Origin of the sequence: Leptospira hartskeerlii, from assembly GCF_002811475.1 — a bacterium.
Lineage (GTDB): Bacteria > Spirochaetota > Leptospiria > Leptospirales > Leptospiraceae > Leptospira_B > Leptospira_B hartskeerlii.
In genome coordinates this window covers 336,522-361,333 of sequence record NZ_NPDL01000001.1, presented here as the reverse complement: position 1 = coordinate 361,333, position 24,812 = coordinate 336,522, and the positions used below count along the sequence as shown (strand labels likewise).

The following is a 24,812-nucleotide window of genomic DNA, read 5'->3' as shown; positions in this document are numbered from 1 at the left end:
GTAAGGAATGAGTTTGAATTTGGCAATACCATTTAAAGCCAAAAACCTTTTCACAGGATCCAATCGTAAATCTTAACAGCTCAATAAAATATTTAAATTTCCAAAGGTATTTCATTAAAATTTAATGGTCTATGTGAAAAAAGCAAGGTTCTGTTAGGTTATTTGAAGCAAAGTTACTCATGCGGAATTTTATTCTAATTTTTATATATTCTATGTTTATCCAAAACTGCGGAGCTGTTCTGCTTATGCAGGATTTAAATTCCGAAAAAGATAATTTCCCTACCTTAGCAAGACTGCTACTCGCGATCGTTCCTGCAGAAGCGTTGATCCATTATTTTCCGATGAATAATACAACCTCTCCTGTCGACGTAACACAAAACGGTTTGGATATGAACTCATACGGGACGGATATGGCAGTAATGGTCTCAGATCGTTTCGGGATCCCGGATCACGCTGTATATTACGACGGAGCGGTCGGAACAGGGGCCACTACCCAAAGTGCAGGTAACGGAAATCAGATCTTGAACGGAAGCACTTCTTCCTACACTATCAGCTTTTGGGCGAAGGGGACTTATCCTTCTTCTCCAGGCGGAGGAAGTATGGGAATTTTTATAGCGCAGGGAAACGGTTTCGGGATCCAATATTATAAAAATTATCCATCTTCTTGTGGGTCGCTTAGGGCCTTCACTAATAACGGAGGTGTGGGAGATGTGGATCTGATCGGCCCATGCAATTTTATCCCGGAAGCTTGGCACCAGATTATCTTTGTCTGGGACTTGGAACAATTAACCGCAAGTTTGTATGCAGATAATATCCTGATCGCTCAGCAATCGAATGCAGGAGGCCAGAGACCTTGGAATGTGAATGCAAAATTATCTTTCGCATATTCTTCCTTAGGCAGTAATTACGTAGAAGTAACGATAGATGAATTTAAAATCTACAATATGGCGTTATCACCGAATCGATATTGGATGCCTTAATCTCATAAGAAAATTGTTTTCGCTTAATTATTGAAACAAAATTTAAAGGAAATCCCCGAATATTACTTCCAAAGAGACATCCTCCTATCCCAGAATGTTATTCGAATTGAATATCATATGCGAAAGATCATACATTTACTTCTGATCTCATGTCTTTTCCTAAATTGCGGCACCTATCTTCTTTTAGAAAACCAAGAACCGAACGACAAAACAGCATTCCAAAATTTTGTAAATTTAACGTTACTCGATTCTTCGATTGGATTAGTTCATTACTGGCCATTAGATGGAGATTTAAAAGATAGAATCGGCGGACTGGATCTGATTGCAGTAAATGGAACTCCAACGCCTACGTTCGATCGATTCGGATTTCCAGGAGGAGCATATTACTATGACGGAGCCGGAGGCTATCATCAATCCTCTGCGCAAGGACCTCTCTTTTTTGACGGGACTGTTTCCTCATTTACAGTCAGTGCTTGGGTAAAGGGAAAATTTCCTCCCGGAAATAACGGCAGTGAATTCATCTTTGTAAGCCAAGGTGCTGGATTAGGTCTTCAATTATACGCATTTTCCGCAGGTTCTTGCAGTGGAATACTGAGAGCTTTCACGAATAACGGAGGTTCCGGCGATGTGGACGTCGGCACTGCCTGTGGAGTATATCCGGAAGATGTTTGGTATCATATGGTTTTTACTTGGGATATCCAAACGCTGACAGGTTCCTTGTATGTTAATAATGTCCTAGTCCGCTCCGGAACTTTCGGAGTAAATCGTCCCTGGGCTGTATACAGTTTTTTCCAATTAGGTAGATCCGATCTTTCTTCTCAACTTTTCCAAGGAAGCGTCGATGAAGTCAGGGTTTATAACAGGGTGATATTTCCTGTTTCAAGTTTGTAGAGGGAAGTTCCAGCCTCGTTTCACCTCATAGAACGTGCAAAGGCAACTAACGCTTTTTTACAGTCTTAGTTTTTGGCTTCTTTTTATTTTTAGGCAATTGGCCTTGGACTGCTTTAAAATATTCGCATACAAGATGATCCGACCAAGATATCGCTTTCCATCCTTCAAAATATGCGATATGGCTTCCTCTTTTTGTATAAACATGGATCGAATTAGGAAGGGTTTCCAACCAATGCAAATTTTCTAAAACATTCTGATTTACGCAGATAGGATCATCTTTTGCATTCAAGATCATGATCGGAGTTCGAATATTCTTCATTACCAATGCGGGATTCGAATGCCTGTAATATTCTTCCTTATCGTCAAAACCGGAGAGACCATGCAAACGATCTTGGAATTCACCCAAGGTTTTGGATTCCAACACTTCCTGAAATCCTCCTAGGGAAGATAAGATTTCATAATGACGTTTCAAAAAATAATTAATCAGTCTTTGCCCCATAATCTTACTATAAACCGGATGAACCCTATGAAATGCCTTTTCGATATCATACGCGGGCGAAATTGCAACTGCGGCATCCAATAAACTTTTAGTCTCGGATTCTCCCAGATATCGAGCAAGCAACCCGGAACCCGCAGAGATCCCTACGCCAAACAAAGGACTATTCGGAAATTTTTTCTTAATGTAGGAGAGTTGTTCCTTTAAATCCGAACTAGACCCCATCGTGTTTATCTGCGGTTTAGAAAGAGGAAGATTACCATGTCCTCTCCTAATACAAACCACGGAAGCCCATTTCAACTGGGCCCGGATCGCTTTTACTATGGACTTAACATCTTGCTCGTCCCCACTGATTGTATGAAAGACAATCGCGATTGGATCGGGATCTGTTTTTTTCTTTTCTTTAATATTGGACCAGGCAAGTCCAGTGACTCCACCATCCTTCATTTTAAGATGTTCCAGCTTATCGTAATGAAAAAATTCGGAACGATGTTCTCTAAAAAGCAAGAGAGCCAACATTAGATGATTATTAAAACACCAGAACGTTGGAAAATATTTCCTAGTTAAACGAGGACAATTTTCGATTACCCTCCTCACAAACTCGCCTTCACTGAACTGAAGAACAGGTTTTTCTACCACTTCCAGAAAATAATAAAATAGAAATGCGAGGATAAGAAGGAAGACAAGAAAGAAGAAGGAGAGCATTCAATAGTCCAGAGGGAAATTCTTTGGAAAGAATGGGGGGAGAATGACTAGGGTCTATTACTTTATTTTAGATAATAGGACTGTTTGCTTTCAATCCACTGACATTATCACTAGTAGCAACGGTTGTGCTCGGATCCACAGACCCATAATATAAAATATCAGATGTTAATGCAGCCGCTTTGATTTGGGACCTAGCTTCGGAACCTTTTACGCTATCAGATAAACCGAGAGAATCAACTGCCAGACAATTGGCGAAAGATAAAAGGAAGAACATCCCGATAAACAATATTTTTCTCATACACTTTCCTTATCAATTAACGTTATGATATCTTTTAAAAGCGATATCTACAATGGATAACGTGCGAAAGAGGATATCAGACAGTTATTAGTGGGACTTTTATGACGTTAGTGAGAATTTTGCAAATATTGTGCGTTATGCGAAATTAAAACTACGTCATTTGTGATATAATGTAACTCAAATGGGATACAAGTTTTTAAAAGTTTAGAAGGGGGAAGTCTCCCCCTCGCTTCAGCCGCGCTATACGCGTCTTACGCTACCCCCTCTTGGGAATCCGTTTCAGCTAATCAGAATTTCTAATAATCCCAAAAGCTGTTTACGTCTCTGAATCTTTCACCTGGATCGTCTTGCCCACCCATAACCCAAATCTTCCCGTTCATTACCACGGCAGAATGAGTGTCTCTACTTCCCCAAGTAGAGGGTACATAGGTCCAGTTAATTCCATCTGTAGATTTAAAGGAATCATAAAGAGTATAGTGTCCACCATAGCCGGAAAGAAGCCACATTGCATTATTGTAAACTACGTAAGCCATCGCAGAACGTTTCGACCAAGCTGGTGTATCAGTAACCTTAGTCCAGGTTACTCCATCTGAACTATTCCATACATCTCTCAGTTGTTCTACACCTTCACCACCCCAACCACCAGCGACCCAAAGCTTATTATCAAAAGCATATACAGCAAAATAAGAACGTGGTGCCCATCCCGCATTTGAAGTAGCTAAGGTCCAATTTACTCCATCGGAACTATACCAAACATCATTGGCAAATGTAGGTGAAGTATTTGTTTCACCACCCATAACCCAGATCTTATTATCAAAGACAACTGCTCCGAATTGTTCACGACCTAACCAAGGAGCGGAATTCGTTTCTTTTGTCCATGTAACTCCATCCGAGGAGGACCAAGCATCGTTTCTTCGATAATATACGTTTCCATCGGTTTTCTCAGATCCTCCGATGACCCACATTTTATTATTAAATACTAAACTAGAATGATACGTTCTATAACCCCAAGGAGGATTTGAATTTACAAGCATCCAGCTTGCTCCATTTGCAGAAGAAGAATAAATATCCTTATAATTTGTATAACCAACCCCTCCCATTACCCAAAGTTTATTATTAAAAGCAACACTTGAATGTCCTCGCCTATCAATCCAGGCCGCAGAATCAGTTACTTTAGAATAGTCATAACCTGTCAGAGAGAGATTGAATGTGTATGGACTTTCGTCACAATCATCGTTTGCAATTGAAAAGGCTCCAATATTGGGCCCAAGTTTGCTAGCGGATCCGTTAATTACAAAATTATTCTGCTTTCCTGCAAGAACGGTACTATTCGGGCTTGAATAAGAAAAATCGTAAGGAGGAGATCCACCTAACACTAAGGTAGGCGTTCCGGATAAAAATAAACTGGCATCTCCCGAATTTTTAACAAAAAAGCTCGAGCTAAAGTAACCAGATGAGTTGATATAAGAATATCCCATATCTTGGGTATTACCAACTGGGATTAACCCGGTACTCGCTTGATGGACCTCAATTTCGGGAGTCCCAATTGCAGTATTTAAATTAAAATTAAAATCAGTTTCATCTACATCATCAGTAACAATGGAAACCGAAACGGATCTAGGACTTGTTCCGGAAGGAGTAAAATGGATCTTAAAATCAGCGGAACCACCTGCTGGTATAGAAGAAATGGAAGGTTGTGAAACTACCGAAAAGAAAGTTGGATCGGCCCCACTTATATTAATCTTAGGAGTCCCACTTAAAGCAAGAGCAGAAGTTCCAATATTCTTAATGCTAAAAGAATAATCCCTTCCAGTAGAACAAGAACTTACTCCACCCAAATCGATATTGTCTCCATCCGAAACGGAGCTTGTTCCCATAAGCAAATGGATTTCAGGATTCGGAGTATCTTGAGCCTGGGAATAAATATTAAACTTATAGATAGACTCATTTGCATCATCACTTTGGATAATAAGAGTAGTTTGTTTAGAACCGACACTTAATGGACGAAATCTGATATAAAAATCTGCAGAAGAGTTAGGCTCAATCGACTTCGCAAAACTGGATAAATCCAAAGAGTATTCACTTGAATTTCCTCCGGACAATCGAATCGAATAAACATTAAGTTTAGAGATTCCTGTGTTACGAATTTTGACTGGAATTAAATTCCCGAGAGTATTTACTACAACACTCGGCATAGTAAATATAGATCCGCGCTCTAGTTCAATTGATTCGGATTCGACTCCAATCTCTGCTTTGGAAGGGGGCTTGCCGAAATTTGAACCAGACATAGCCGCTGCCGCAATCGTTAAACCATCAAGCGAAGAACCAGAAGGAGAGCAATAATTTAGAATGAAAAATAAAACTACAAGAAGAGCAGAATATTGAAATCGAAAAATCTTCACATAATCCATATCCAACGCGAATCAAATTAGGTCAAATCCAAGACTTTTTATGAACGAAGAATAACGTTTAGTATCGGCAAAAGAAAATATTCCAAAAGGGATATATGGTAGGATCGTTTTGATTGGCGCTGTTATTCAAACATACGTTAGACATGTCCCTGATGGAAATCCAACAGGAGAAACTTCTAAGTTTACTCCTGAGCAGAAGGCATTGTATAAGGAACGATTGGATTTTCTGAAAAGAAGGTTATTGCTTCAGAAAGCTGAGAAATAAAAGACAGGTTGTGAGGGGAAGTTTCCCCCTCCACACCGGGCCTCGGCCTGAATTTAAAAAAATATGTTGGTGGTAAGGAGCAATTTATTCGATACCAATTCAGTATTGTTTGAGTGAGACATCTCCATTAATTCTATGATCGCTTTTTTAGGAGGTCATTTGTGTATTTCTTAAGTGAGAATTTGGAAACTTTCAGGTAAAATCCTTCTCTACAACTCTCTCCTAGTAAGTTTATCCTTTTTTTTAATGTATTTCATAAAAGCTATTAAAATAAAGGAGGAAGCTTCAATTCATTTTCAGAATCTTGCATTTGATGAATTGCTAAATTTCTCATGAGGTATTCTTTACGAAAAACCTGTTTTTCTATTTCATTATCTATATCAGAATAAATTGATTTAAATTGAGGCAACTCTATGCCTCGAAATTTCAATTTGCGCATTAGATATTCTTCAAAATCCATCACTTTCCCGCCCGCAGCTAAATAAAGTGATACATATTTTGAACCAATCAACTCAACACTAATCTCGATTCTTAAGTATTTCCCAGCATAAACTACTGACTCATACATTGACGTTCGAGTGTCCATATCCTTTCGGCGTAAAAATCCATACTCTCTTAAGAAAGAAAAATATCCTTCGATCATAGAAACAAACGGACTCAAATCAAAATAACCTTAATGAAAGAATTCCATACTCTAATAATTATCTAGCTTTTAATCAAGTAAATGTAAACTTTCCATCTACTTAATCCACATATCGGGAGTTGGGCTATTAATAAATTCTTTTAATTCACCCCAAAACTTTCCAGATCTGTCGAATAATCTTTGATAATTTTCATAATCTTTCACGGCTTTAAGCTCACCACCATATATTTCACTTGGTATTCGGCCATTTTTATCGCCCAACTTGCCGAGTAAACGCCTCGTAAAATCAGGTCCAACGTCCCCTATTTTTTCTTTATTTTTTAATAGCGTTGCGACATACTCATCATTTAGTTTTTGGTCCCACTTGCGTCCATTTAGAAAGTCTGTAATAGTTTTAAATCCTTTATCGCGATTTGCCTTTGCAATAATATCAACCCTCGATTGTGTTTCTCCAATCAGCCAAATAGTCTTTCCATTTTTCGCATTATTTACGGATTGCTTCCCAAGAATGGAGACTTCAGATAAAGCGATGCTAAATATGCCCCAAGTTGCTTCCCATGCAGTTCGTTTCGCTAACTTTGCGTAATCTCCTTCTAAAACGTCAACAGACGCCTGAAGCATATAATTTCCAAAATTAGCACCTGGCATTGCATTTATTGGATTATCTTCGTTTTTTCTAACCGCATTAATATATTCATATTTAGTTACTGCCCGGTTAACTTCATACATTAAGCAGTCGCCAGTCGTGCAAGGAAATGATTGATTTCCCGTCGGGTCTTTATAACGAATTGGATTTCCTTTTACGTAAGCAAATCTATTCCATCCCTGTGTATTCTCAGGGCCATCAATAACGCTATCAGCACTCGTAAATCTCGCAATCTGCGGATCATAATATCTTGCATTATAAAAATAGAAATTAGTTTCTCTGTCTAACTCTTGAGAGTTATACTTAGGGGCAAAATCAAGCGTCCCCCTCTGGACAAGAGTTTCCCCATATGGTTCATATTGCATCCTGCTAAGAGTATGTGCACCCTCATCAAGCACGTGAGCTACAGAGTCTACTTGGTCTGTTAAGAAATACGCTGTAACTCCATCTTCATTCAGAGCAGCAATCCGAACTCCATTTAGATAAACGTTGTTAATGGAACTCAAAACATTTGTTTCTTCTGAATATTCTAAACCATAAAATTTACTTGGGTATAGGATCTCTTGATTTTTGAAAGAAGCTCCGCTTGGAACTAATGCTTTCTTACGAACCCTGAATCCACCTTCATCATATGAATAATTACCAATTGTTGTGCTAAGAGCATCTTGGACCTGAGTGATCCTATTTTGAGAATCTACTGTGATAGTTTTGGTCAGATCTTTGAAATTATCCCTTTGATAAGTCATGTTCCCGACGGAATCGTAGCTCATGACAAGTCGGTTGTTTCCACTTTGTGTGGAATCTATTTGAGTGACTTGGTGGTTGGAGTATTCGTAATTCCACTCATCAATGAGAGTATTATCGTTAAAGTTATGATTTCGTTTTGCGAGTAAGTTTCCGTTTTTAGCATAAGCAAAGCTTTGACGGAAGGTTTTGGTATAATTGTCTGCGGTTTCTTGGTATTGCCCGTCTGCTGCTGTGAGTCGATTGAGTCCGTCGTAGCTGTAGTTGTATGCGGTCGTGTATTCTGAGGATGTGTTTGTGATCCCTGTGATATTGTTTCTGCTATTGAATGCGTATACTGCGTCTTGCAGTGTTTTTGTGGTTCCATCTACCTCTCCCACTGAGTTGATCCGGACCAGTCTCTGCTTTACGTCGTAGGTATAGTTGGTTTGGACTCCATTGCCTAGGCCAAAGCCTGCTGTTTGTCCGAATTCGTTGTATGTGATATTTTCTACGATGGTTTTATTACAGAATCCAGGAATGATGCCGTTTGTATTAACTTGGACTGAAATTCCAGTAATATAACCGGCAGTTCCATAAGCATAGCAGGCTTTCATGCGAGTATGGCTTACTGGATGTTCCGGATAATCTATGGAAGTAACCCGGCCTAATAAATCATATTTATATTCTGTAATATAAGGACCATTCGCCAAATCAATCGTAAGGTTTTTGATTTCTCTGGTTTCTTTTTTAGTACGGCTTAACTTATCATAGCTGAAGGTTTTGATTTGAACCGAATCTTCTACTTTTACAAGTTTTCCTAAAGCGTTCTCAGATCCAGACCCGCCATCATAATCAAAATATACGGTTCCGTCTGGAGTATTTTTGGTAAGTGTTCTGCCAAGTGAATCGTAAGTGAAGCTAGTAGTAAGCCCACGAGCATCTACGGTCTGAGTAGTATCCCCAAATGCGTTATAAGAAGCGGCGCTTACTCCGAAGTCTGGATCACTGTTTTTCTTTAATCTTCCAAATGCATCATATAACCAATAAGCTTGGTTTTTTCCGGAGGTATCCTTTGCATTGACCCCGCTTGTATCACAAGATAAAGTTCCGCCATCGTTTAGATCCGATTTTTTGATCATCTTTCCGGTAAGATCAAAACAGAAACCTATTTTAGCTTGGGCTCCATCTGATCCGAAATCTTCTATATACAGGATCTGGCCTTTTCCGTCTTTTAGAGTTCTTTTGCTTGTTCCACCGCTGTGAGTCTCGATAGTTTCAAAAGGATCATTATAAGTAATCGTTAAAGTTGTAGCTTCTGTTTCTCCGGCTGCAACAGGTAGAATCGTTTTCTTAGCTCTTCCTATTGCATCATAGTCAATATAGCTCGGATTTCTTTCTTGAGTATGCAGAACAAAGATATCAATTTCTCCAGCATCTGCCCAATCAGGCTGCCCAGAACGAATTATTTGTCCATTTCCATTATATGTAATCCTTCCGGATCTTACATATTGCCCATTGGATCCTGTTTTGATGGAATGAACAATTCTTCCCATTCCGTCTTTATAGCTGCGAAGAGCAAAACTAGGATCTGCCCCTCCTGTAGGGAATGTTGTCTTTGCACTTAAAGGAAAATTAGATCCGTATTCATAAACTGCAAGTACCTTTGTTCCGGAATCCGTATCTGCACTGGACTCAACTAACCTTCCAAAATCGTCGTATTCAAAATAATTTTTGTTTCCATTTGGATCTGTTGAATCTTCAGGAGAACCAAATGCTTTCGTATAATTTGTGGTAAATCGGGTCTTAAGCTGAATCGAACCGCCAAAACTTGTCTGTTCTTTTACAAATTGATGTAATTGATCATCAAAAACATAAGAAGTTCCTCGATTCGGGCTCGAGCTTACGTTTCTTTCTTCAGTTTGATTTCCATAGGTATCATATTCATATTCCGTAATATTTGCCGGAACTGAAGGTAATCCACTTCCAGTATAGGTTACTGAATTTCGAGTTAAATTTCCTTGGGAATCATAAGTAAGATTGCTTGTAGTTTCGTGAGAAGAACCTGATAAAGAGACCGCTTTTTTCGGCCTTGTTTGATTCGAAGTAGAATCTGTCTCGAAATCAGTGACAGTTGTAAAAGTTTGAGAAGGATGAGCAGAATCTGCATAATGATCAGTGTTTACATCTGTCTTCTTAGTTAGATTATACCCGTTAAAGATTACAGAACCTTCAGAAGTAGTAGTTGCTGTTGCATTGATAAAATTCTGGGTCTTACTTAATCGGGCAAGATAGCTGATCTTGCCGGTAACAGTTTCTATCTGTTGGATTTCATATGTTTTTTTAGAAGAACCGTAGTCCTTATTATCCGAACCTAAAATATGAGTTTCTTTTTCAGCTCCTCCAAGTGCACGGTTATGCATAAAATTGGAATATGGTTGGCTGAAATAAGAATGAACTGTCTTAGAGCCGGTCGCATCGGTCATAGTGAATTCGGTAAATCCAAATGCATCAGTTTCTTTTTTCCCGTTTATGAATGCAGAAAAAGAAACTCCATTTTTATAACTATAATTCTTAGGGATTGTATTACCAAGCCCATCATCTAATATAATCTTTGTACAAACTCGATAATTGATAGAAAGATCAGGAATATTATCTCCACCATTATTATCAAATTTTGTAGAATTATCATATTCTAAAGTATAAGTTCCACCAATTCCATTTTTGATCTGTTCGATTATATCTGGGACGGTTCCGGTAGACATTGCAAAATACCAGGTAGGCTCTTTAAGATGAACGATCCCTATATCAGCAAGTCCATCTCCATTATAATCTCCTTGTATCCATCGGAATGGATACACTTTTGTCATCAGGTCCGGACGATCCAAGGATTGGCTAAAAACAGGAGAAACTATGGAAATAATTTTACTTTGAGAAAGATCATAGATCTTATTCTCTCCGTCTGAAATTACGACTGGATTTCCTCTATGATCATATTGGTTAGAAAATCCTACAAGCCCAGGGTTATACGCTGTTCTCGCAACAGTAGTTGCAGTAATTCTAATTTTAGAAAATACAATAGAAGCAGTATCTGTTGGGTCTTCATATATAATAGAATTTACTGTTAGACCTCCTACTACTTCTGGATAGAGAGTATATTGGATGCCGGCTTGGCTTGTTCTATCATAAACAGTAGTGGTGACAGGAATATTTACAGAACCTGTCAGAAGTTTAAACGTAATTGAAGAAGTTCCAATGGTTCCCAAATACCATTTATGCGTGGCGCCGGTTCTATCTACTAGCAAAACCTGAGCTTTTCCTGTACCAGTAAAATCCCCAGAAAAAATACTGAAAAGATTTCTTCTATTTCTATTGGTCTCACTACCTAATTGGAATAGGTTCTGCAGATAAGAATCCAATACATCCCCGGCAGTTGTTAAATTTTTTGTCCCACTTGGTCCTGTGAGTAAAAATCTTTGGGCACTTGTACTCGTTTGATCGTTCAAAACCAAAATAGACTTAGAACTAGTAGAATCAAAATTATCAATTGCGTATGCACTCGCATTAATATCAAAAGAAACTATTTGAGAATCTGCAATACTTGCAAAATCAGTTCTTTTAAATGCATTTCCAGCATCTTGAGTTATTACGAAAAATTTACTTATGTTTCCGAAATCTCCAAAGAATAAAGCTTCGTCGCGAGTGTTTACTGTATAACGATCTGCTTTACCGTTGTTTAAAGTTACAATTCCATTTGTTTCTGGGTTAAAACCTGTAAGAACAGATTCAGTAAATGTAGCACCCTTTTTAAAATCAAATACGCCCGTCTTACGATCAAATAAAAGTAATTCAGAAGAAGCCGAACAATCATTTACAGTGAAGCATCCCGGATAAGCAATCTCACCTTTTCCTGGATTAGAATTTCCATCATATTGATAATCTAAAAGAACCGTTTTAGTATCAGAAGCAGTAGAGAATACTCCGAATCCTTTTGTAGGTATTACCTCATCCAACGGTAGAGGAGTTTTCATCACTCTTTCTTGATTCGGACCATAGCTCATATCGCTATAAATTTTGTATCGGAATCCATTAGATGTTGTTTCTCCTATCCAGAACTTTCCGTCTGACTCTGAGAAAAATCCAATATCAGTCGAACCATCTCCGTTAAAGTCTCCTTGTAGCCAACGAGTGATTGTTTTGAATTGGGGAGCCTTAGACCAGATTTTGAAATTAATAGTTCCGTTAACAGTTGCCCCTAATGTCCATTCCCCGGAAGAACGATCAAAGAATAAGAAGTCGGACGTTCCATCTCCGTTAAAGTCTCCTGAAAATTGATCATTTGAAAATAAAGTCTGCTCAGGTGCAGTGAATATTTTGTATAACACCCAATTGGTAATAAAATAGATCGAACTAGATTTGTCCGGATTTCGAATGTTTTCACCTACGAACCATTTCCCATTTCTCTGGTCATAAAGAGAAATATCTGTTAGTCCATCTGCGTTGTAATCGCCAATTAAAAACTTAACCTTAGCTCTGTCTTTTCCGCTAATGCTATCATCATTTGTATTTGCACTATCCAAATTTGCATTTGGAGAATAATCTCCTCTAAATATGTTTTGGAATTTTTTGCCAATTTTAAGAAATTCGAAACTACCACCTTTATTCAACATTAATGTCCAAAGACCGGTAGGCTCATCAAAAAGTAGAGAATCGGATAGACCATTTCCATCATAATCTCCAGGGAACCATTCCATTCGGAAGATATCCGGGATCCCGCTCATCAATCTTCCATAATTACGAAATTGGAATACTTGCCCGTCGTGTTCTGCGACTATAAAGTCTCTAGTTTCAGGTAAGTAGAATGCGATATCGGATCTTCCGTCTCCGTTAAAATCACCGCTTATATTTCCTTTAAAAAATCGGATCTTAGAAGGACCATCATAGTTTTTATAACGATTCGCATATGTTTTGAAATTGTATCCGCCTTCTTTTCTTCCTTCCGCTGCTTTCCAGTTACCAGTCTGAGGATTGAAGAATACGATATCCGAAATCGCATCTCCGTTAAAATCACCTTCGAAATACTCTGTGGAATTTGGAAGAACTTCTGGTTCGCTGGAGGCTTGATTTGCAATATTCTGCCAAGTTAATATACGAGAAGAGGAACTATATTTAAACTCAGGTTTTGTAGTATGACGATCTGAATTTACAGTTTTAAGAATAGGTCTTCCAGAATCAAAAGAAGTATCATATACAAGAGAATACGTCCAGAGTTTACCACCGGTCCAACCTACTTCTATTTTATCAAGAAGTCGATCCATGACCATTGTAAAACCAGGAGCCTTACTTACATAAGAATCTTCTCTGGTCTTTGTGATAAAACGAACATATTGTTTTGCAGGGAATCCACTTCTACTGTTTCCAGTGTATTTGATTTCTTGAACGTATAAGTTCCGTTTTTCAGAATATTGGGAAGTATCGTAAGTAACCTGCATATAGTTTCCGTTCCGATCTTCCGTTTTGGAAAGATACCAACTATATGTTCTGGAAATTTGGTTTGGATCATAAATCCGATTGGAGGAAGAATCACCATAGATAGTTTTAGTCCCACTATAATCTAAAACTTCCCAGGTTCCTCCGTTCTCTATATTCGTTAATTTTAATAATGCAAAATCTTCTTCCGTGATCTCAGGTCTATAAACCCCATTCTCATTGGAAGTGGAACCGGAAACTTTGATCAGTCTTTTTCCGTTCCAAGTAAATGTGTCTCTGGAATCATAAAACAAAGCTCCATATTCTGGAGTTCTTGTAATGGCTCCAAGCCCGATACTCCAACCAATTCCAGTCCATCCATCTCCTCCAGTAGAAGAATAGGATAATGCAAGACTCGGCTGAACACCAGCTCTCCCTGCAGGAACTTGGATTGGGTAATTTAAAGAAACCGCTCCGAAATTATTCGGCTCAGGTGGTGCGATAAATGATGCTCCGGCTAAAGCATCTGCTTTTGTTTCCGGATCATCGATTGTTTCGCTATAGTTTGTAGAAATAGAAAATAGATCACTTCCTTCCGGCGCAGGTGCGGATCCGGGAGATAAGAAAGAAGTTCCAGAGGGCAGGACTCCCGCGAATTGAAATAGACGATTCATCATATTCGATCCGCCGGAGCAGGAAGTGAGAAGAAGGGAAAGAGCAACGAAGAAACCGAGAGATTTAAAACTAACTTCTCGTCTCCTAAAACGAAAGAATCCGTTTGTTAAATGAACACAAACTTCCATTCTATTTAAAAAATTCTTCGCTGACATATCCTTCCCGCTATCTTCGAACACATTGTCTTCTTAATAAAAGCAGGTAACTTCATTACAAACGCTCTTACTTTATTAAACTTTTTCTTAGTGAAAGATTCACTTTCATCCGCTTATAAGGATGATCCGAATCGGATCATCCTATTACAAATTACTTATGGAACGATGGTCACTTTGATTTGATAATCTCGCTCGATAAGAGGAGAGATAAAGAAATTATTCATACCATATTTTAATGAACCAGGGTTCACCAAATCCAAATCGAATCTACGAATTGAATCTGTAGCGAGATCTTCAGACCTCCAAACTGGTAGAGCGCGAGATAGATACACTCCAACTTCAGGCAATCCCGTCTGAAGACCTTCATTCTTGGTACTTAGGAAGAATTCAGAACTCCCTTTTAGCGCCCATGGGCTGAGAGTAAATGTGCGACCTCGAATAGTTTTCTTAGTACCATCCGTATGTTCCCATGCCGAGAACAATACCCCGTCGCTACTTACAGCAACTTTGGAAGATCTTTGTACTGCTCCTGCTTGTGCAGAACTGAGTGTCAATGCGTTCCCATATTGGAAATTGTTTGTCGCGAGACTAATCACTTTTACCTGAAGTGCCCCATCGACTGAATATTGAGCATAGGCATAATCTCCAATCACGTTCACCCTAATGAAAGACACATTTGTAGCAATATTCAAATTGGTAGAATCAACGACTGCTCCGGTAGTCATATTGATAGATCTTGCATACCATGTCCCACTGTTATGCCTAAATATTACAACACCGTAATTTGCTCCGGTAGCAACATACACTCCACTTGAAGCCAAAATTGTTGCAGTATTGAGCGTGGCGGTAGTGACAGTTGCACCTGTTGACAGATTGATCACATGATAGTATACACCGGAAGTATTTCCTGAAAAATCCAAGTAATGTCGACCGACAAGTGCATATGGTGTCCCATTTCCATCCGTAGCAGCTTCATATCTCCAATCATTCCAAGAATTGATTGTATAGATATTGAAGGCGTTAACGGTAACGGTACCATTTGTTGTATCGTAAATTTTTCCTTTAACAGATCTCGTACTCTCTAAGCTAAGAGGTATAGCAACGATATCTGACCAAGTAACTAATGCACGATTTGAACCTATTGCTAAACCAATTCGAGCCAAAGCACCCGTATCTGTTGTGCGAGTTACAACTTTAGTTGGGGCTAAGATTACAGCGCCATCAGAGAAATTACGAATTGCGATATAAATATCCAACCCGTTCTCCCAAATAATTGTAACCTTACCATTTGAATCTAACTTTGCCGTTAGTTCCGTAGCTGCTCCCACAGAAGTTGCAAGTGTAAATTGATTTAGCACAGGCGTTCCAGGATCTGTGATTTTTACAGCTTTTCCTAAGATAGCTGTATCCTGTTTCCAAAAGACCATCATTGCATCCCCACTGGAAATACTCACAGGTTCACCGATTGTCACATCGCCGCCAACCGGATCACTCAAAGTATTATCAGTTGCAATTGAGCTAGCTCGATAAGCATTTCCATTTGTTCCTATTGAGAAGCTACCGCCAGACAGAAAGCTGAAGAAACTACCCGCATCTGTCCAACTATTCCAAAAAGGTACGCCCTTATTGTACGATCCCATCCAGTTAATTGTACGATAATCAGGAGTAAATCCTAAACATCCAAATGGATGAAATTGATTTGCCCCAGAACAATCTGGAGTTCCTCCATTTAATAATAAAGGGAGATATTGCAGTAAGTTATAATCGGATGCAGGAGTTTGAGCATTCCAAGTTGACAGAAAGGAATTGTCTTCGATCAATCTTACATCCGGAGTCTGCAACGTTCCAGGGATTGTAGTAAGCGTGGCCTTAGTTGAAACTTTTTGAATACCAGACTGTAAAACCACGGTAAAAGATCCTTCCGGAGCTAATGGGGTAATAGTTGGCGGAGATGCAACAGTGTAAACGTTCGGATCGCCTGTAAAATAAATTGAATCGTTTTGCTCTATATTTCCATTTACATTCGCAAGATAAATGGTTGTATCACCAACTTTCGTTGCAACATCTAAGTCAGCGCGCATCTTCTTAACATTCGTATAACTCAATGGCCAAATCGTTCTACGATAGGCGCTGTTTAAAGCTGGGCGAATATATACATTCACTAAACTGTTCTCAACATTTACGACATCACTAGTAGATGGCATTTGTAAACAAATGCGGAAAGTCTGATCTGTATAACCAGAATTATCAATCCAAACACGACGAATCTTTTTAGGATCAGTGACATTTGTATCTTTTATAATATGTACCCAATCTGTTCTGGTTCCTCCTGCACCTAAACTAACTTCAAAATCCAAAGTTTGGTCTAAATAGAATCGATTTGTGGATACGATCGGATTATAACTGAAATTAGTATAAATTTGATATGTCCCGCCGTTTTCCGGAGTACCAAAATTCGGATTTAGATATTTAGTTTTATCTAATTTAATCTCAAAAACTAATTTTTCTCCAAAACCGACCTTACCAACATTCTTTGCGTTGGTGTCCGGGTCATAAGGGCGATCACCCAGTTGTTTTAAATCCCAAAGAGTGTTCAACGAGAAACGATCCTCTCCATTTGCAATCGGACTAGAGGAGTAAGTTGGATCTACAACCTTATTTAATAAATCCTTTACAGAAATATATGCGATCTCGTAAACATCACCTGCCCAAATAATCGAATCAACACCTTTGACCATCTGAACCTTTTTGGGATCGGTTGGGTTGAAAATTCTAATATTGGTTCCATCGACCCAATAATCTGTATAAGAAAAATATTTAGCTTTTGAAAAAATCGTCCAAACACCAGCAGTCGCTTTTTCTGATTCACTCCAAGAACTGATTGGTTTCTGAATACACGCGGTTCTCACTACTCCATCAGATCCTGTAAAAGTACCATCGACGCAAGGAAGCTTACTTTCGATACCAGCAAATGATTTAATCGCCCTTACGTGAATTTTCGATTCGTTTAACGCTGGAGCGATTTCACTAAAGTCAATTACATAGTCTTGGAATTCGACTTTGTTGCCAGAGCAGGATATTCTCTCTAAGGCCTTCTTTAAAGTAATTCCGGGAGACAATGTAGACGCTGTTGTAGTTATACATGGATCTGCACTGCTTAGATCATCAAAAGCAGCTACCCGATATTTCTCTCTTAAATTCGGTCCATAAAATTTAATTAGACTAGTTCTACCTTTAGAGTTTTCCTCAATAATCTTTAGGTTATCTCCACTAAAATTCAAAAGGGCGGATTTATAATTCGAGTCCGCTACATGAGTCATTGAATAATCTACGATATATATTTTTGGGGTAAATCCGGAATTGATGGCACGTTCAATTTCCGCAGTGTTTAAATTATTAAGCTCTACAACATACGGACCAAATTCATTTCCACCATATACTTCCACTTGAAAAAGGCTATAATCATCATTTCGCAATCGAAAGCTTTGTACAGGAATTAAATTACCGCTACCATCTTCAAACATAAGAGTGCAAAGGATATTGGTTAACTTAACTGGCATATTGACCGATCGGTTCTTAATATAAAGTGCAGCCCTCACATAACCAGCGTTCGATTCAACTTTAGAAGTCTGATTGACTTTCGAAGCCTTTTCAGCTCGATATTTTCTAGCATTTCTTCCGGATGAATCACTTTTGGTGGTAGTCGCATTGCGATCAATATTATTTATAAAAGGTTTATCAGCCCACTTAGTAGTCGTTCCTTCGCTCAATACGCGATTTGACCAGCTGTTAGTGTTTTTATTGTTAGAGTTAGAGCTAGAACCTGAAACAACATTATTAACTACATTTTCAATGGAGGTTGCTTCAGAATGTTCAGTTTCATTCTTATATTGGTCTTGGAACTGAACGGTTTTCCAAATTGTCTCATTCTGTATAAGAGTCTCTGATCCAAGACTAGTAGTTGATTCCAAGTCTTCAGAATTAATATCACTTAAAATCTCATCACTTTCCCCAGTGCTACTTTTTAAAATTGCGATCTTCAATGTAATTGGAGGGGCAATTACTGTGTCGACATCCGGATAATCTGCCACCCAGACGTTCGTAGTAGTCTCATTGATATTTAAGATTCCATCTCCGTCGAAATCGTTAACGATAGTTGTTCCGGTTGGATCAATAGTACCACCAAGCGCTTGCGCACTAACCTTTGTACCAGGCTTCAAAGTGAACAAGTTATTAACCGAAGTAACGGTTCCACCACCACCAGGAACTCCTCCTTTATCCACTACTAGCGGGACTTTTTCTGCAACTAGCCAAGTGGCTTTTTTCAAATCCACATTTCCGCTGCCAAAGCCCCAGTCGCTCAAACAGCCTACAAAGGAAAGAGCAACTATAGCTAAAATAACTTTCCTAACAACAATCCTAACGATCAAATCGAACATCGAACGAACCTCCGGTTTCCCATCACTTAAGAGAACCAAATTCAAAATACAAAACATCCCGGACAAATTTATCGATGTGAGTCGACTTTTTTGACTGAGTTCAAATCTTTACTCATAGTTTTGCCCGATTCGTCCTGAATCGAAACATAACTTGGGCGTTTGAATGGACGTTTCGAAAAAGTTCCCATTTTTGTCTAATTTTTTGCGCCAAACTTAAAAAAAAAATTGGGAAACGTTTAGAAAACAGGCAGTTGCCACAGTAAAATGGAACTTATGGAAAAAATTTTGGGAACTTTTTCTCTCAGATGGGATAACGTGGAAAAATTAGAACGTATCCCATAATGGACACTTTATGTTTTATTAATATTCTATATTTTTACGAAAATTTTCATCGAAAACGGGAACTTTATATTTTCATAATATTAAAATCAAAAATTAAGGAAATTAATTATTTATAAAATAATCAATCTATCTAAAATAGTTTGCGCATCAAAGTATGAAGCGCTCCTTCTTCTCCTGATTTATACCAAGGAGAGGTTTTTCATAAATCTTCTTCTCATAAATTCAAATCATTCCTTAATGAATAAGATTATCCCAACGGGTAACGGTGTTCTTCCGTGAATTTAAAAATCAACTTACGTACTTTCATTATTCGGAGAACAATTTTATAAAAAAGGGCTAAATTCTCTCTTTCATCTCATGACAAAAGCTCCTTTTTAAAATAATATATTATTAATTCATCATATACCATCACTCCATCGGCCATATAGCGTATAAATTCCGCTCAAAGAATGAGACATATTCCTCCTCCTCCACTTACTCGCAACAAAACCACTCTCTTCCCACTTGCTGCGAACAAATGTTCAACAAAAACGAACACTGTTTCAAAGACTTATATTTGAATGAATTTTTCTTGTCGGGAATCCAGGTACAATCCATCTTTTACCAGAACAATCGTTCTACTTCAAACAGATCGAATTCTATCTGTACGATCCGAAAGTTTAAAAATTCGTTATCCGAGGACATAAGAGGGATCCAAATGGCAAAACAATTCGAAGGTAAAGTTGCATTAGTTACGGGAGCTGCTTCTCCCAGAGGTTTAGGTCGCGCTATCGCAAACACTATCGCTAAAGACGGTGGAGATGTGGTCGTCGTTGACTTAAATAAAGAGCATATCGAGCAGGCGGCCGCAGATATCGCTAAAGAATTCGGAGTTAAAACATTAGGTATTCCGGTAAACGTTACTAAGCCTGAAGACTGCGAGGCCGCTATTAATGCTGTTAAAGAAAAATTCGGTAAGCTGGATTTCTTAGTTAACAACGCAGGAGTTTTGAAAGATAATCTTTTTATCAGAATGAGCGAGCAAGAGTTTGATTTCGTAATGGATGTGAATGCGAAAGGTGTATTCTTGATGACCAAGTATGCTTCTAAACTTCTTTTAAAAGCTCCTTCCGGTAGAATTGTAAATATTTCTTCTCTTTCAGGTCTTTCTGGCCAACCAGGTCAAGCTAACTATTCTTCTTCTAAAGCTGCTGTGATCGCTCTTACTAAAGTTGCTGCAAGAGAATTTTCAGGCAGAAACGTTTTAGTAAATGCGGTTTGTCCCGGTTATGTGCAAACAGATATGACTGCTTCTCTTCCTGAAGAAGTTCAGAAAAAACTTACCGATCCTATGTTCATTCCTTTGAAGAGACCTGGAACTCAACAAGAGATCGCTGACGCTGTAGAATTCTTCCTTTCCGATAAAGCATCTTATATCACAGGAGTTTTCTTGAGAGTAGACGGCGGCGCCGGCATCGGAATGTAAGGAGTTTTCCATGAGAGAAGTAGCAATCATCGGGGCGTATGAAACGGTCCATGGTAATCATAAAGATAGAACTTTACGTGATCTAGTTACTGAAGCAGGTAACGGAGCCATCAAAGATTCAGGAATAGACAGAAAGGAAATCCAAGCTGTTTATGTCGGAAACTACGCTGGCAATGAATTTAACGCCCAAAATACAATGGGTTCTTATGCAGCCAACTTACTTGGATTAGGTGATCGTCCTGCAATTCGTACCGAAGGAGCTTGTGCCTCCGGTGGTATTGCGATGAGACAGGGTGTTCTTGCAGTTGCATCCGGTCTATACGATACCGTTTTAGTTTTAGGTGTGGAGAAAATGAACGGTTTAGATCCGGAAACTACGATGGAAATCGTGGCAAGAGGCCAAGATCAAGACGTTGAAGGCGGTTATTGTATTTCCGGCCCTTCCGGCTTTGCGTTAAACGCGATCCGCCATATGCATGAATTCGGCACTACTAAAGAAATGTTGGCAACCGTTGCTGAAAAAAACTATTTTCACGGCAGCCTAAATCCATTTGCGCATAAACAAAAAGAGATTTCTTTCAATAATATCATGAGAGCAAGAATGGTCACTACTCCATTCGGTTTTCATGATGTTTCCCTGGTTACTGATGCTTCCGCGGCAGTTGTGATCACTACCAAAGAAAAAGCTAAATCTGTTCGTAAAGACTATGTTCTGGTAAAAGGTTCCGGAATCGGCGGAGACTACTTCAATGTGGCTCTTAAAAAAGATTCCGTAAGCTTCCCCGCTTCCGTGCAAGCAGCTACAGAGGCTTTTAAAATGGCCGGTGTGGAAAGAAAGGACATCGACGTCTTAGAATGTCACGACTGCTTCACGATCACCGAGATCATCAATATAGAAGATCTTGGCTTTGTGGAAAAAGGAAAAGGCGGCCAGTTCACTAAAGACGGTCACACTCGATTGGGTGGAAAACTTCCCGTAAATACCTCAGGCGGTTTAAAAGCAAAAGGTCATCCAGTAGGAGCTACAGGTGTAGGCCAGGTTGTAGAGATGACTTTTCAACTCAGAGACCAATCCGAAAAGCGACAAGTTGCAAACGCCCGCACTGCTTTAACTCATGTTTTAGGCGGCCCAGGTGCTGTTAGTATAGTGCATATTCTGCAGAGGGGGGAATAATGGCGGAGATTATGGAAGCTCATTCTTTAACCGGAAAAAAATGTAAATCCTGCGGATTCGAAGCCACTGATCCTGTAGTTTCTTGCACAAGCTGCGGATCGGATGATGTGGAACCAAAAACTTTTTCAGGAAAAGGAAAAGTATACACTTACACTGTGGTTCATGTCGGTTTCGGACATTTGGCCCCAAGAGCGCCTTACGTTCTTGCAGTCATCGAGCTGGAAGAAGGTGCAAAGACCATGAGTATTATCGAAGGAGAATACCAAGGCAAACCGATCACCGAATCTATTGCGATCGATATGCCGGTTCTTTTCGATAGAACAGAAACTTCTACGGGATTTATTTTTAAACCCGCTTGATCTAAAAAGGAAAGCGGGGTGGGACTTACCCCGCTTTTGTTTTACGAAAAACCAATAAGTCCGATTCTTTTCGATTCTCAGAAATCGATATTAAGAATCATCTCCGGATACTTTGACAAAAGTCAATTCCCGGATCCTTCTTCACTTTACCGAAATTCTTTGCGGATCTCGCGCCGACAATACCGTGACAAAAAGTTCTTTGCTTTCTCTTTCTGGATGAGAAAGTTGGAACCAATATAAAGGAGTAATCCATGAAGACTCGGGCAATCCTGATTTCCCTTTTTGTTTCCATTCTCTCCCTCATCTTCCTATTGAACTGCGGAGATAAAGAAAAACCGAAAGAAGAAGCTGCACCTGTAGCAAGTGCGGCAGCAACTTTAAGTCCTGAAGTAGAAGAAGGTAAAAAACTTTTTCTTGAAAACGGCTGTAACGCATGTCACGGCGATACTGGTGCTGGAGACGGAGCGGCTGCGGCTAGCTTGAATCCAAAACCTAGAAATTACAAAGCACCTGCAAATGAATGGAAAAATGGTCCTACAGAAGCAGGAATTCTGAAAACTTTGAATAACGGAATTCCAAGCAACCCTGTAATGACTTCCTACAAGTTCTTAGGCGACGAAAAACTTAAAAAGATTTCTAAGTACGTAATCTACCTAAATCAAAATTAATTCCAATTCTTCGGGAGTCCGGCTGGACTCCCATCTTGATTTTTTCCCACTTTTCTTCTGGAAGTTTTCCACCCCCATTTCAACCTAGCTTTGTGAGCCAATCCTCTTCTTTACCACATTGCGACAGTTGCGGAACGGATAGAAAATCCCCTCTTTCCAGAGAGGTGAAAACCTACGGTAATTGGGCCTGGTTTTTGATCCTTTTCGGGATTTCTTCCAAACCTACCACTGTTTCATTTCAATGTTCCAAATGCGGCCAGATTTTCGACAGACTTTCTCCGGAGGAGTTAGAGCACTACGTTTAACGGATACTCCCCTTGGACGGCCCGGTTTTCGGGATTGACTGTCTTCAAGAGGAAAGGTCTTTTGTGCTAAATAAGGCAGATGTCTGACGAATTCAAAATAAACGTGGATCTTGAACCTAATGTTCCGGTGATCCATATCTCTGGAGAAATTACCTCCGAGGCAGATGACGAAATTTTAGGAAAATACCAGTCCATACCCGAACAACGTAGGACTAGGGTGATTTTGAATTTCCATGGAACGTCTTACATCAATTCGGCGGGACTTGCGACACTGATCAGTTTGATCACCAAAGCAAGTGAATCTTCTTCCAAAATTGAATTTGCGGGTCTAAACGATCATTTCAGAAAAGTGATGGATATCGTTGGCCTTACGGATTTCGTTTTGATCCATAACACTCTGCAAGAAGCTCTTAGTTAAGGGATCAGTCCCTTCTTCTTAAAATCTTTTACTACTAATTCCAGATCTTCGGGTGTATCTACGCTCAATGCTGCGCGACTTGCTATATACACTCCGATAGAATGCCCCGCTTCCATCGCTCTTAATTGTTCTAGTGATTCCGATTCCTCTAAAGGACTTGGAGGAAGTTCCGGATATCCAAGTAAGAAATCCCTATCGTATCCGTAGATCCCCAGATGTCTATATGCCGGGACTGTCTTTTTAAATTGGCTAGGAATGGCAGAACGGGAGAAGTAGAGTGCCTTTCCGTTTTTGTCCAAGACCACTTTGACTCTGTTTGGATCTTGGATTTCTTTTTCTTCTAATCGAACTGCTGCAGTGCTCATTGCCCAATCCGGTCTTTCCAGTTTGAGTTTTGCTACTCCGTCTATGAGTTCCGATTCTATTCCGGGCTCGTCACCTTGGATATTGATTATAATTCCTGAGTCCGGATATTTGAGTGCCACTTCTATGATCCTGTCCGTTCCGGAAGGATGATCGGGAGAAGTCATTACCGCCTTACCGCCGTTATCCAAAACGATCTGTAAGATCCTTTCATCGTCGGTAGCGACGACTACATCATGTAGAAGAGAGGACTTTAGAGAATTCTTATATGTCCAGGCAATCATGGGAAGGTCCCCGATCTTGGCTAATGGTTTGCCGGGAAATCGGGAACTTCCATATCTTGCGGGTATGACCCCAAGGATTTTCGATTTTGTCATCAGTTGACGATAAATTCTGTGAAGTAAACTTCTTGGATCTTTCCGTCGGAGAGAATATGATTGATCTGAGCTTTGATCTCTTCTCTCAAATCTAACTGATCTTCTACGTCAATCAGATCGTCCTTGGTTTTTCTTCCTATAATTAGGTTCACCAAGTCTCTCATCTGAGCGATCCTTTCCGCAAGTTCCGCAGTGATCTTAGCATCGTCTCTTGCTACTCCGAAAGATAATTTCATCTTCACGAAGTGAGTCTCACCTTTATCCGCAGTATTGATCCTGAACTCTTCCTGGAATTGGAAGGTCATGAGTGGCGGAGGAGGTTTTACTAAGGCCACGTTTTTCATTTCACGGAAGGTACTAGTCGCCGCCTGTTTCGCGACGAACATCGAAACAAGTACAACTATGATAATTCCGAATACGGCACCGGCGATATAGATCAGCCATTTGATGAGCGGAGACGAGCCGGCGCCGGCATCCGCCGCGGGTAAACCGCCTTCTTCCTCGTCTATTTCGGGATCGCCCATGGGTATTCTCCTTTTACTCTA

The 24,812-nt window shown here is 39.5% G+C and carries 17 protein-coding genes; 9 read left to right on the top strand and 8 right to left on the bottom strand.

Going from position 1 to position 24,812, the window contains the following annotated elements; translation table 11 throughout:
• Window positions 1-245 precede the first annotated feature (245 nt).
• Both CH352_RS01660 and CH352_RS01655 read left to right on the top strand, forming a co-directional pair.
• Window positions 246-980 (top strand): LamG domain-containing protein, encoded by a 735-nt coding sequence (locus tag CH352_RS01660; RefSeq protein WP_243396286.1) that lies wholly within the window; start codon window positions 246-248, stop codon window positions 978-980.
• Between the two features lie 117 nt (window positions 981-1,097).
• Window positions 1,098-1,871, top strand: a complete 774-nt coding sequence (locus tag CH352_RS01655; protein ID WP_100706594.1) for a LamG domain-containing protein — start codon at window positions 1,098-1,100, stop codon at window positions 1,869-1,871.
• 46 nt (window positions 1,872-1,917) lie between these two features.
• Here the strand turns inward: CH352_RS01655 and CH352_RS01650 are convergent, their stop codons facing one another.
• From CH352_RS01650 to CH352_RS01640, 3 genes are all read right to left on the bottom strand, one after another.
• Complete coding sequence (locus tag CH352_RS01650) at window positions 1,918-3,072, bottom strand: YheT family hydrolase (RefSeq protein WP_100706465.1); 1,155 nt, start codon at window positions 3,070-3,072, stop codon at window positions 1,918-1,920.
• Between the two features lie 67 nt (window positions 3,073-3,139).
• Window positions 3,140-3,370 (bottom strand): TIGR04452 family lipoprotein, encoded by a 231-nt coding sequence (locus CH352_RS01645; protein ID WP_100706466.1) that lies wholly within the window; start codon window positions 3,368-3,370, stop codon window positions 3,140-3,142.
• 296 nt (window positions 3,371-3,666) lie between these two features.
• A complete protein-coding gene (locus CH352_RS01640) occupies window positions 3,667-5,658 on the bottom strand; it encodes a choice-of-anchor D domain-containing protein (RefSeq protein WP_165780164.1) in 1,992 nt (663 codons plus the stop codon).
• Between the two features lie 232 nt (window positions 5,659-5,890).
• On the opposite strand from CH352_RS01640, the gene CH352_RS18980 reads away from it, so the two are divergent.
• On the top strand, window positions 5,891-6,046 hold the full coding sequence (locus CH352_RS18980) for a hypothetical protein (RefSeq protein ID WP_165780165.1): 156 nt from the start codon (window positions 5,891-5,893) through the stop codon (window positions 6,044-6,046).
• A 265-nt stretch (window positions 6,047-6,311) separates the two neighbouring features.
• Here the strand turns inward: CH352_RS18980 and CH352_RS01635 are convergent, their stop codons facing one another.
• The 3 genes from CH352_RS01635 to CH352_RS01625 all read right to left on the bottom strand — a co-directional run bounded on the left by CH352_RS01635 (window position 6,312) and on the right by CH352_RS01625 (window position 18,796).
• Window positions 6,312-6,689 carry a hypothetical protein gene (locus tag CH352_RS01635; protein ID WP_125169477.1) on the bottom strand — a complete coding sequence of 126 codons (378 nt, stop codon included), beginning with the start codon at window positions 6,687-6,689 and terminating at the stop codon, window positions 6,312-6,314.
• 96 nt (window positions 6,690-6,785) lie between these two features.
• The gene (locus tag CH352_RS01630) at window positions 6,786-14,204 is read right to left on the bottom strand and encodes a SpvB/TcaC N-terminal domain-containing protein (RefSeq protein ID WP_243396309.1); all 7,419 of its coding nucleotides are present in this window, start codon (window positions 14,202-14,204) and stop codon (window positions 6,786-6,788) included.
• Between the two features lie 308 nt (window positions 14,205-14,512).
• Complete coding sequence (locus CH352_RS01625; protein WP_100706470.1) at window positions 14,513-18,796, bottom strand: LIC12048 family lipoprotein; 4,284 nt, start codon at window positions 18,794-18,796, stop codon at window positions 14,513-14,515.
• Between the two features lie 1,039 nt (window positions 18,797-19,835).
• Between CH352_RS01625 and CH352_RS01620 the strand changes: the two genes are divergently transcribed.
• From CH352_RS01620 to CH352_RS01590, 6 genes are all read left to right on the top strand, one after another.
• The gene (locus CH352_RS01620) at window positions 19,836-20,603 is read left to right on the top strand and encodes a glucose 1-dehydrogenase (RefSeq protein WP_100706595.1); all 768 of its coding nucleotides are present in this window, start codon (window positions 19,836-19,838) and stop codon (window positions 20,601-20,603) included.
• Window positions 20,604-20,613: 10 nt separating this feature from the next.
• Window positions 20,614-21,777, top strand: coding sequence for a thiolase domain-containing protein (locus CH352_RS01615; protein ID WP_100706471.1), 1,164 nt, complete (start codon window positions 20,614-20,616; stop codon window positions 21,775-21,777).
• Window positions 21,777-22,136, top strand: coding sequence for a Zn-ribbon domain-containing OB-fold protein (locus tag CH352_RS01610; protein ID WP_100706472.1), 360 nt, complete (start codon window positions 21,777-21,779; stop codon window positions 22,134-22,136). The genes CH352_RS01615 and CH352_RS01610 overlap by 1 nt, the downstream gene beginning before the upstream one ends.
• A gap of 251 nt (window positions 22,137-22,387) precedes the next feature.
• Window positions 22,388-22,804 carry a c-type cytochrome gene (locus tag CH352_RS01600; RefSeq protein ID WP_100706473.1) on the top strand — a complete coding sequence of 139 codons (417 nt, stop codon included), beginning with the start codon at window positions 22,388-22,390 and terminating at the stop codon, window positions 22,802-22,804.
• A 92-nt stretch (window positions 22,805-22,896) separates the two neighbouring features.
• Complete coding sequence (locus CH352_RS01595) at window positions 22,897-23,109, top strand: hypothetical protein (protein ID WP_008590052.1); 213 nt, start codon at window positions 22,897-22,899, stop codon at window positions 23,107-23,109.
• Window positions 23,110-23,188: 79 nt separating this feature from the next.
• Window positions 23,189-23,527, top strand: coding sequence for an STAS domain-containing protein (locus CH352_RS01590; RefSeq protein ID WP_020769614.1), 339 nt, complete (start codon window positions 23,189-23,191; stop codon window positions 23,525-23,527).
• On the opposite strand, the gene kdsB is transcribed toward CH352_RS01590, so the two are convergent.
• Window positions 23,524-24,267 carry a 3-deoxy-manno-octulosonate cytidylyltransferase gene (kdsB, locus tag CH352_RS01585; RefSeq protein ID WP_100706474.1) on the bottom strand — a complete coding sequence of 248 codons (744 nt, stop codon included), beginning with the start codon at window positions 24,265-24,267 and terminating at the stop codon, window positions 23,524-23,526. The two genes, CH352_RS01590 and kdsB, sit on opposite strands and share 4 nt — an antisense overlap.
• Window positions 24,267-24,791 (bottom strand): flagellar basal body-associated FliL family protein, encoded by a 525-nt coding sequence (locus tag CH352_RS01580; protein WP_008591739.1) that lies wholly within the window; start codon window positions 24,789-24,791, stop codon window positions 24,267-24,269. Before CH352_RS01580 ends, kdsB begins: the two co-directional genes overlap by 1 nt.
• Between the last annotated feature and the right edge of the window lie 21 nt (window positions 24,792-24,812).

Excerpts from the sequence above, each read along its gene's own strand:
- CH352_RS01660 (WP_243396286.1), top strand. The coding sequence starts at position 246 with ATGCAGGATTTAAATTCCGAAAAAGATAATTTCCCTACCTTAGCAAGA.
- CH352_RS01655 (WP_100706594.1), top strand. The coding sequence starts at position 1,098 with ATGCGAAAGATCATACATTTACTTCTGATCTCATGTCTTTTCCTAAAT.
- CH352_RS01650 (WP_100706465.1), bottom strand. The coding sequence starts at position 3,072 with ATGCTCTCCTTCTTCTTTCTTGTCTTCCTTCTTATCCTCGCATTTCTA.
- CH352_RS01645 (WP_100706466.1), bottom strand. The coding sequence starts at position 3,370 with ATGAGAAAAATATTGTTTATCGGGATGTTCTTCCTTTTATCTTTCGCC.
- CH352_RS01640 (WP_165780164.1), bottom strand. The coding sequence starts at position 5,658 with ATGTCTGGTTCAAATTTCGGCAAGCCCCCTTCCAAAGCAGAGATTGGA.
- CH352_RS01635 (WP_125169477.1), bottom strand. The coding sequence starts at position 6,689 with ATGATCGAAGGATATTTTTCTTTCTTAAGAGAGTATGGATTTTTACGC.
- CH352_RS01630 (WP_243396309.1), bottom strand. The coding sequence starts at position 14,204 with ATGATGAATCGTCTATTTCAATTCGCGGGAGTCCTGCCCTCTGGAACT.
- CH352_RS01625 (WP_100706470.1), bottom strand. The coding sequence starts at position 18,796 with ATGTTCGATTTGATCGTTAGGATTGTTGTTAGGAAAGTTATTTTAGCT.
- CH352_RS01620 (WP_100706595.1), top strand. The coding sequence starts at position 19,836 with ATGGCAAAACAATTCGAAGGTAAAGTTGCATTAGTTACGGGAGCTGCT.
- CH352_RS01615 (WP_100706471.1), top strand. The coding sequence starts at position 20,614 with ATGAGAGAAGTAGCAATCATCGGGGCGTATGAAACGGTCCATGGTAAT.
- CH352_RS01610 (WP_100706472.1), top strand. The coding sequence starts at position 21,777 with ATGGCGGAGATTATGGAAGCTCATTCTTTAACCGGAAAAAAATGTAAA.
- CH352_RS01600 (WP_100706473.1), top strand. The coding sequence starts at position 22,388 with ATGAAGACTCGGGCAATCCTGATTTCCCTTTTTGTTTCCATTCTCTCC.
- CH352_RS01590 (WP_020769614.1), top strand. The coding sequence starts at position 23,189 with ATGTCTGACGAATTCAAAATAAACGTGGATCTTGAACCTAATGTTCCG.
- kdsB (WP_100706474.1), bottom strand. The coding sequence starts at position 24,267 with ATGACAAAATCGAAAATCCTTGGGGTCATACCCGCAAGATATGGAAGT.
- CH352_RS01580 (WP_008591739.1), bottom strand. The coding sequence starts at position 24,791 with ATGGGCGATCCCGAAATAGACGAGGAAGAAGGCGGTTTACCCGCGGCG.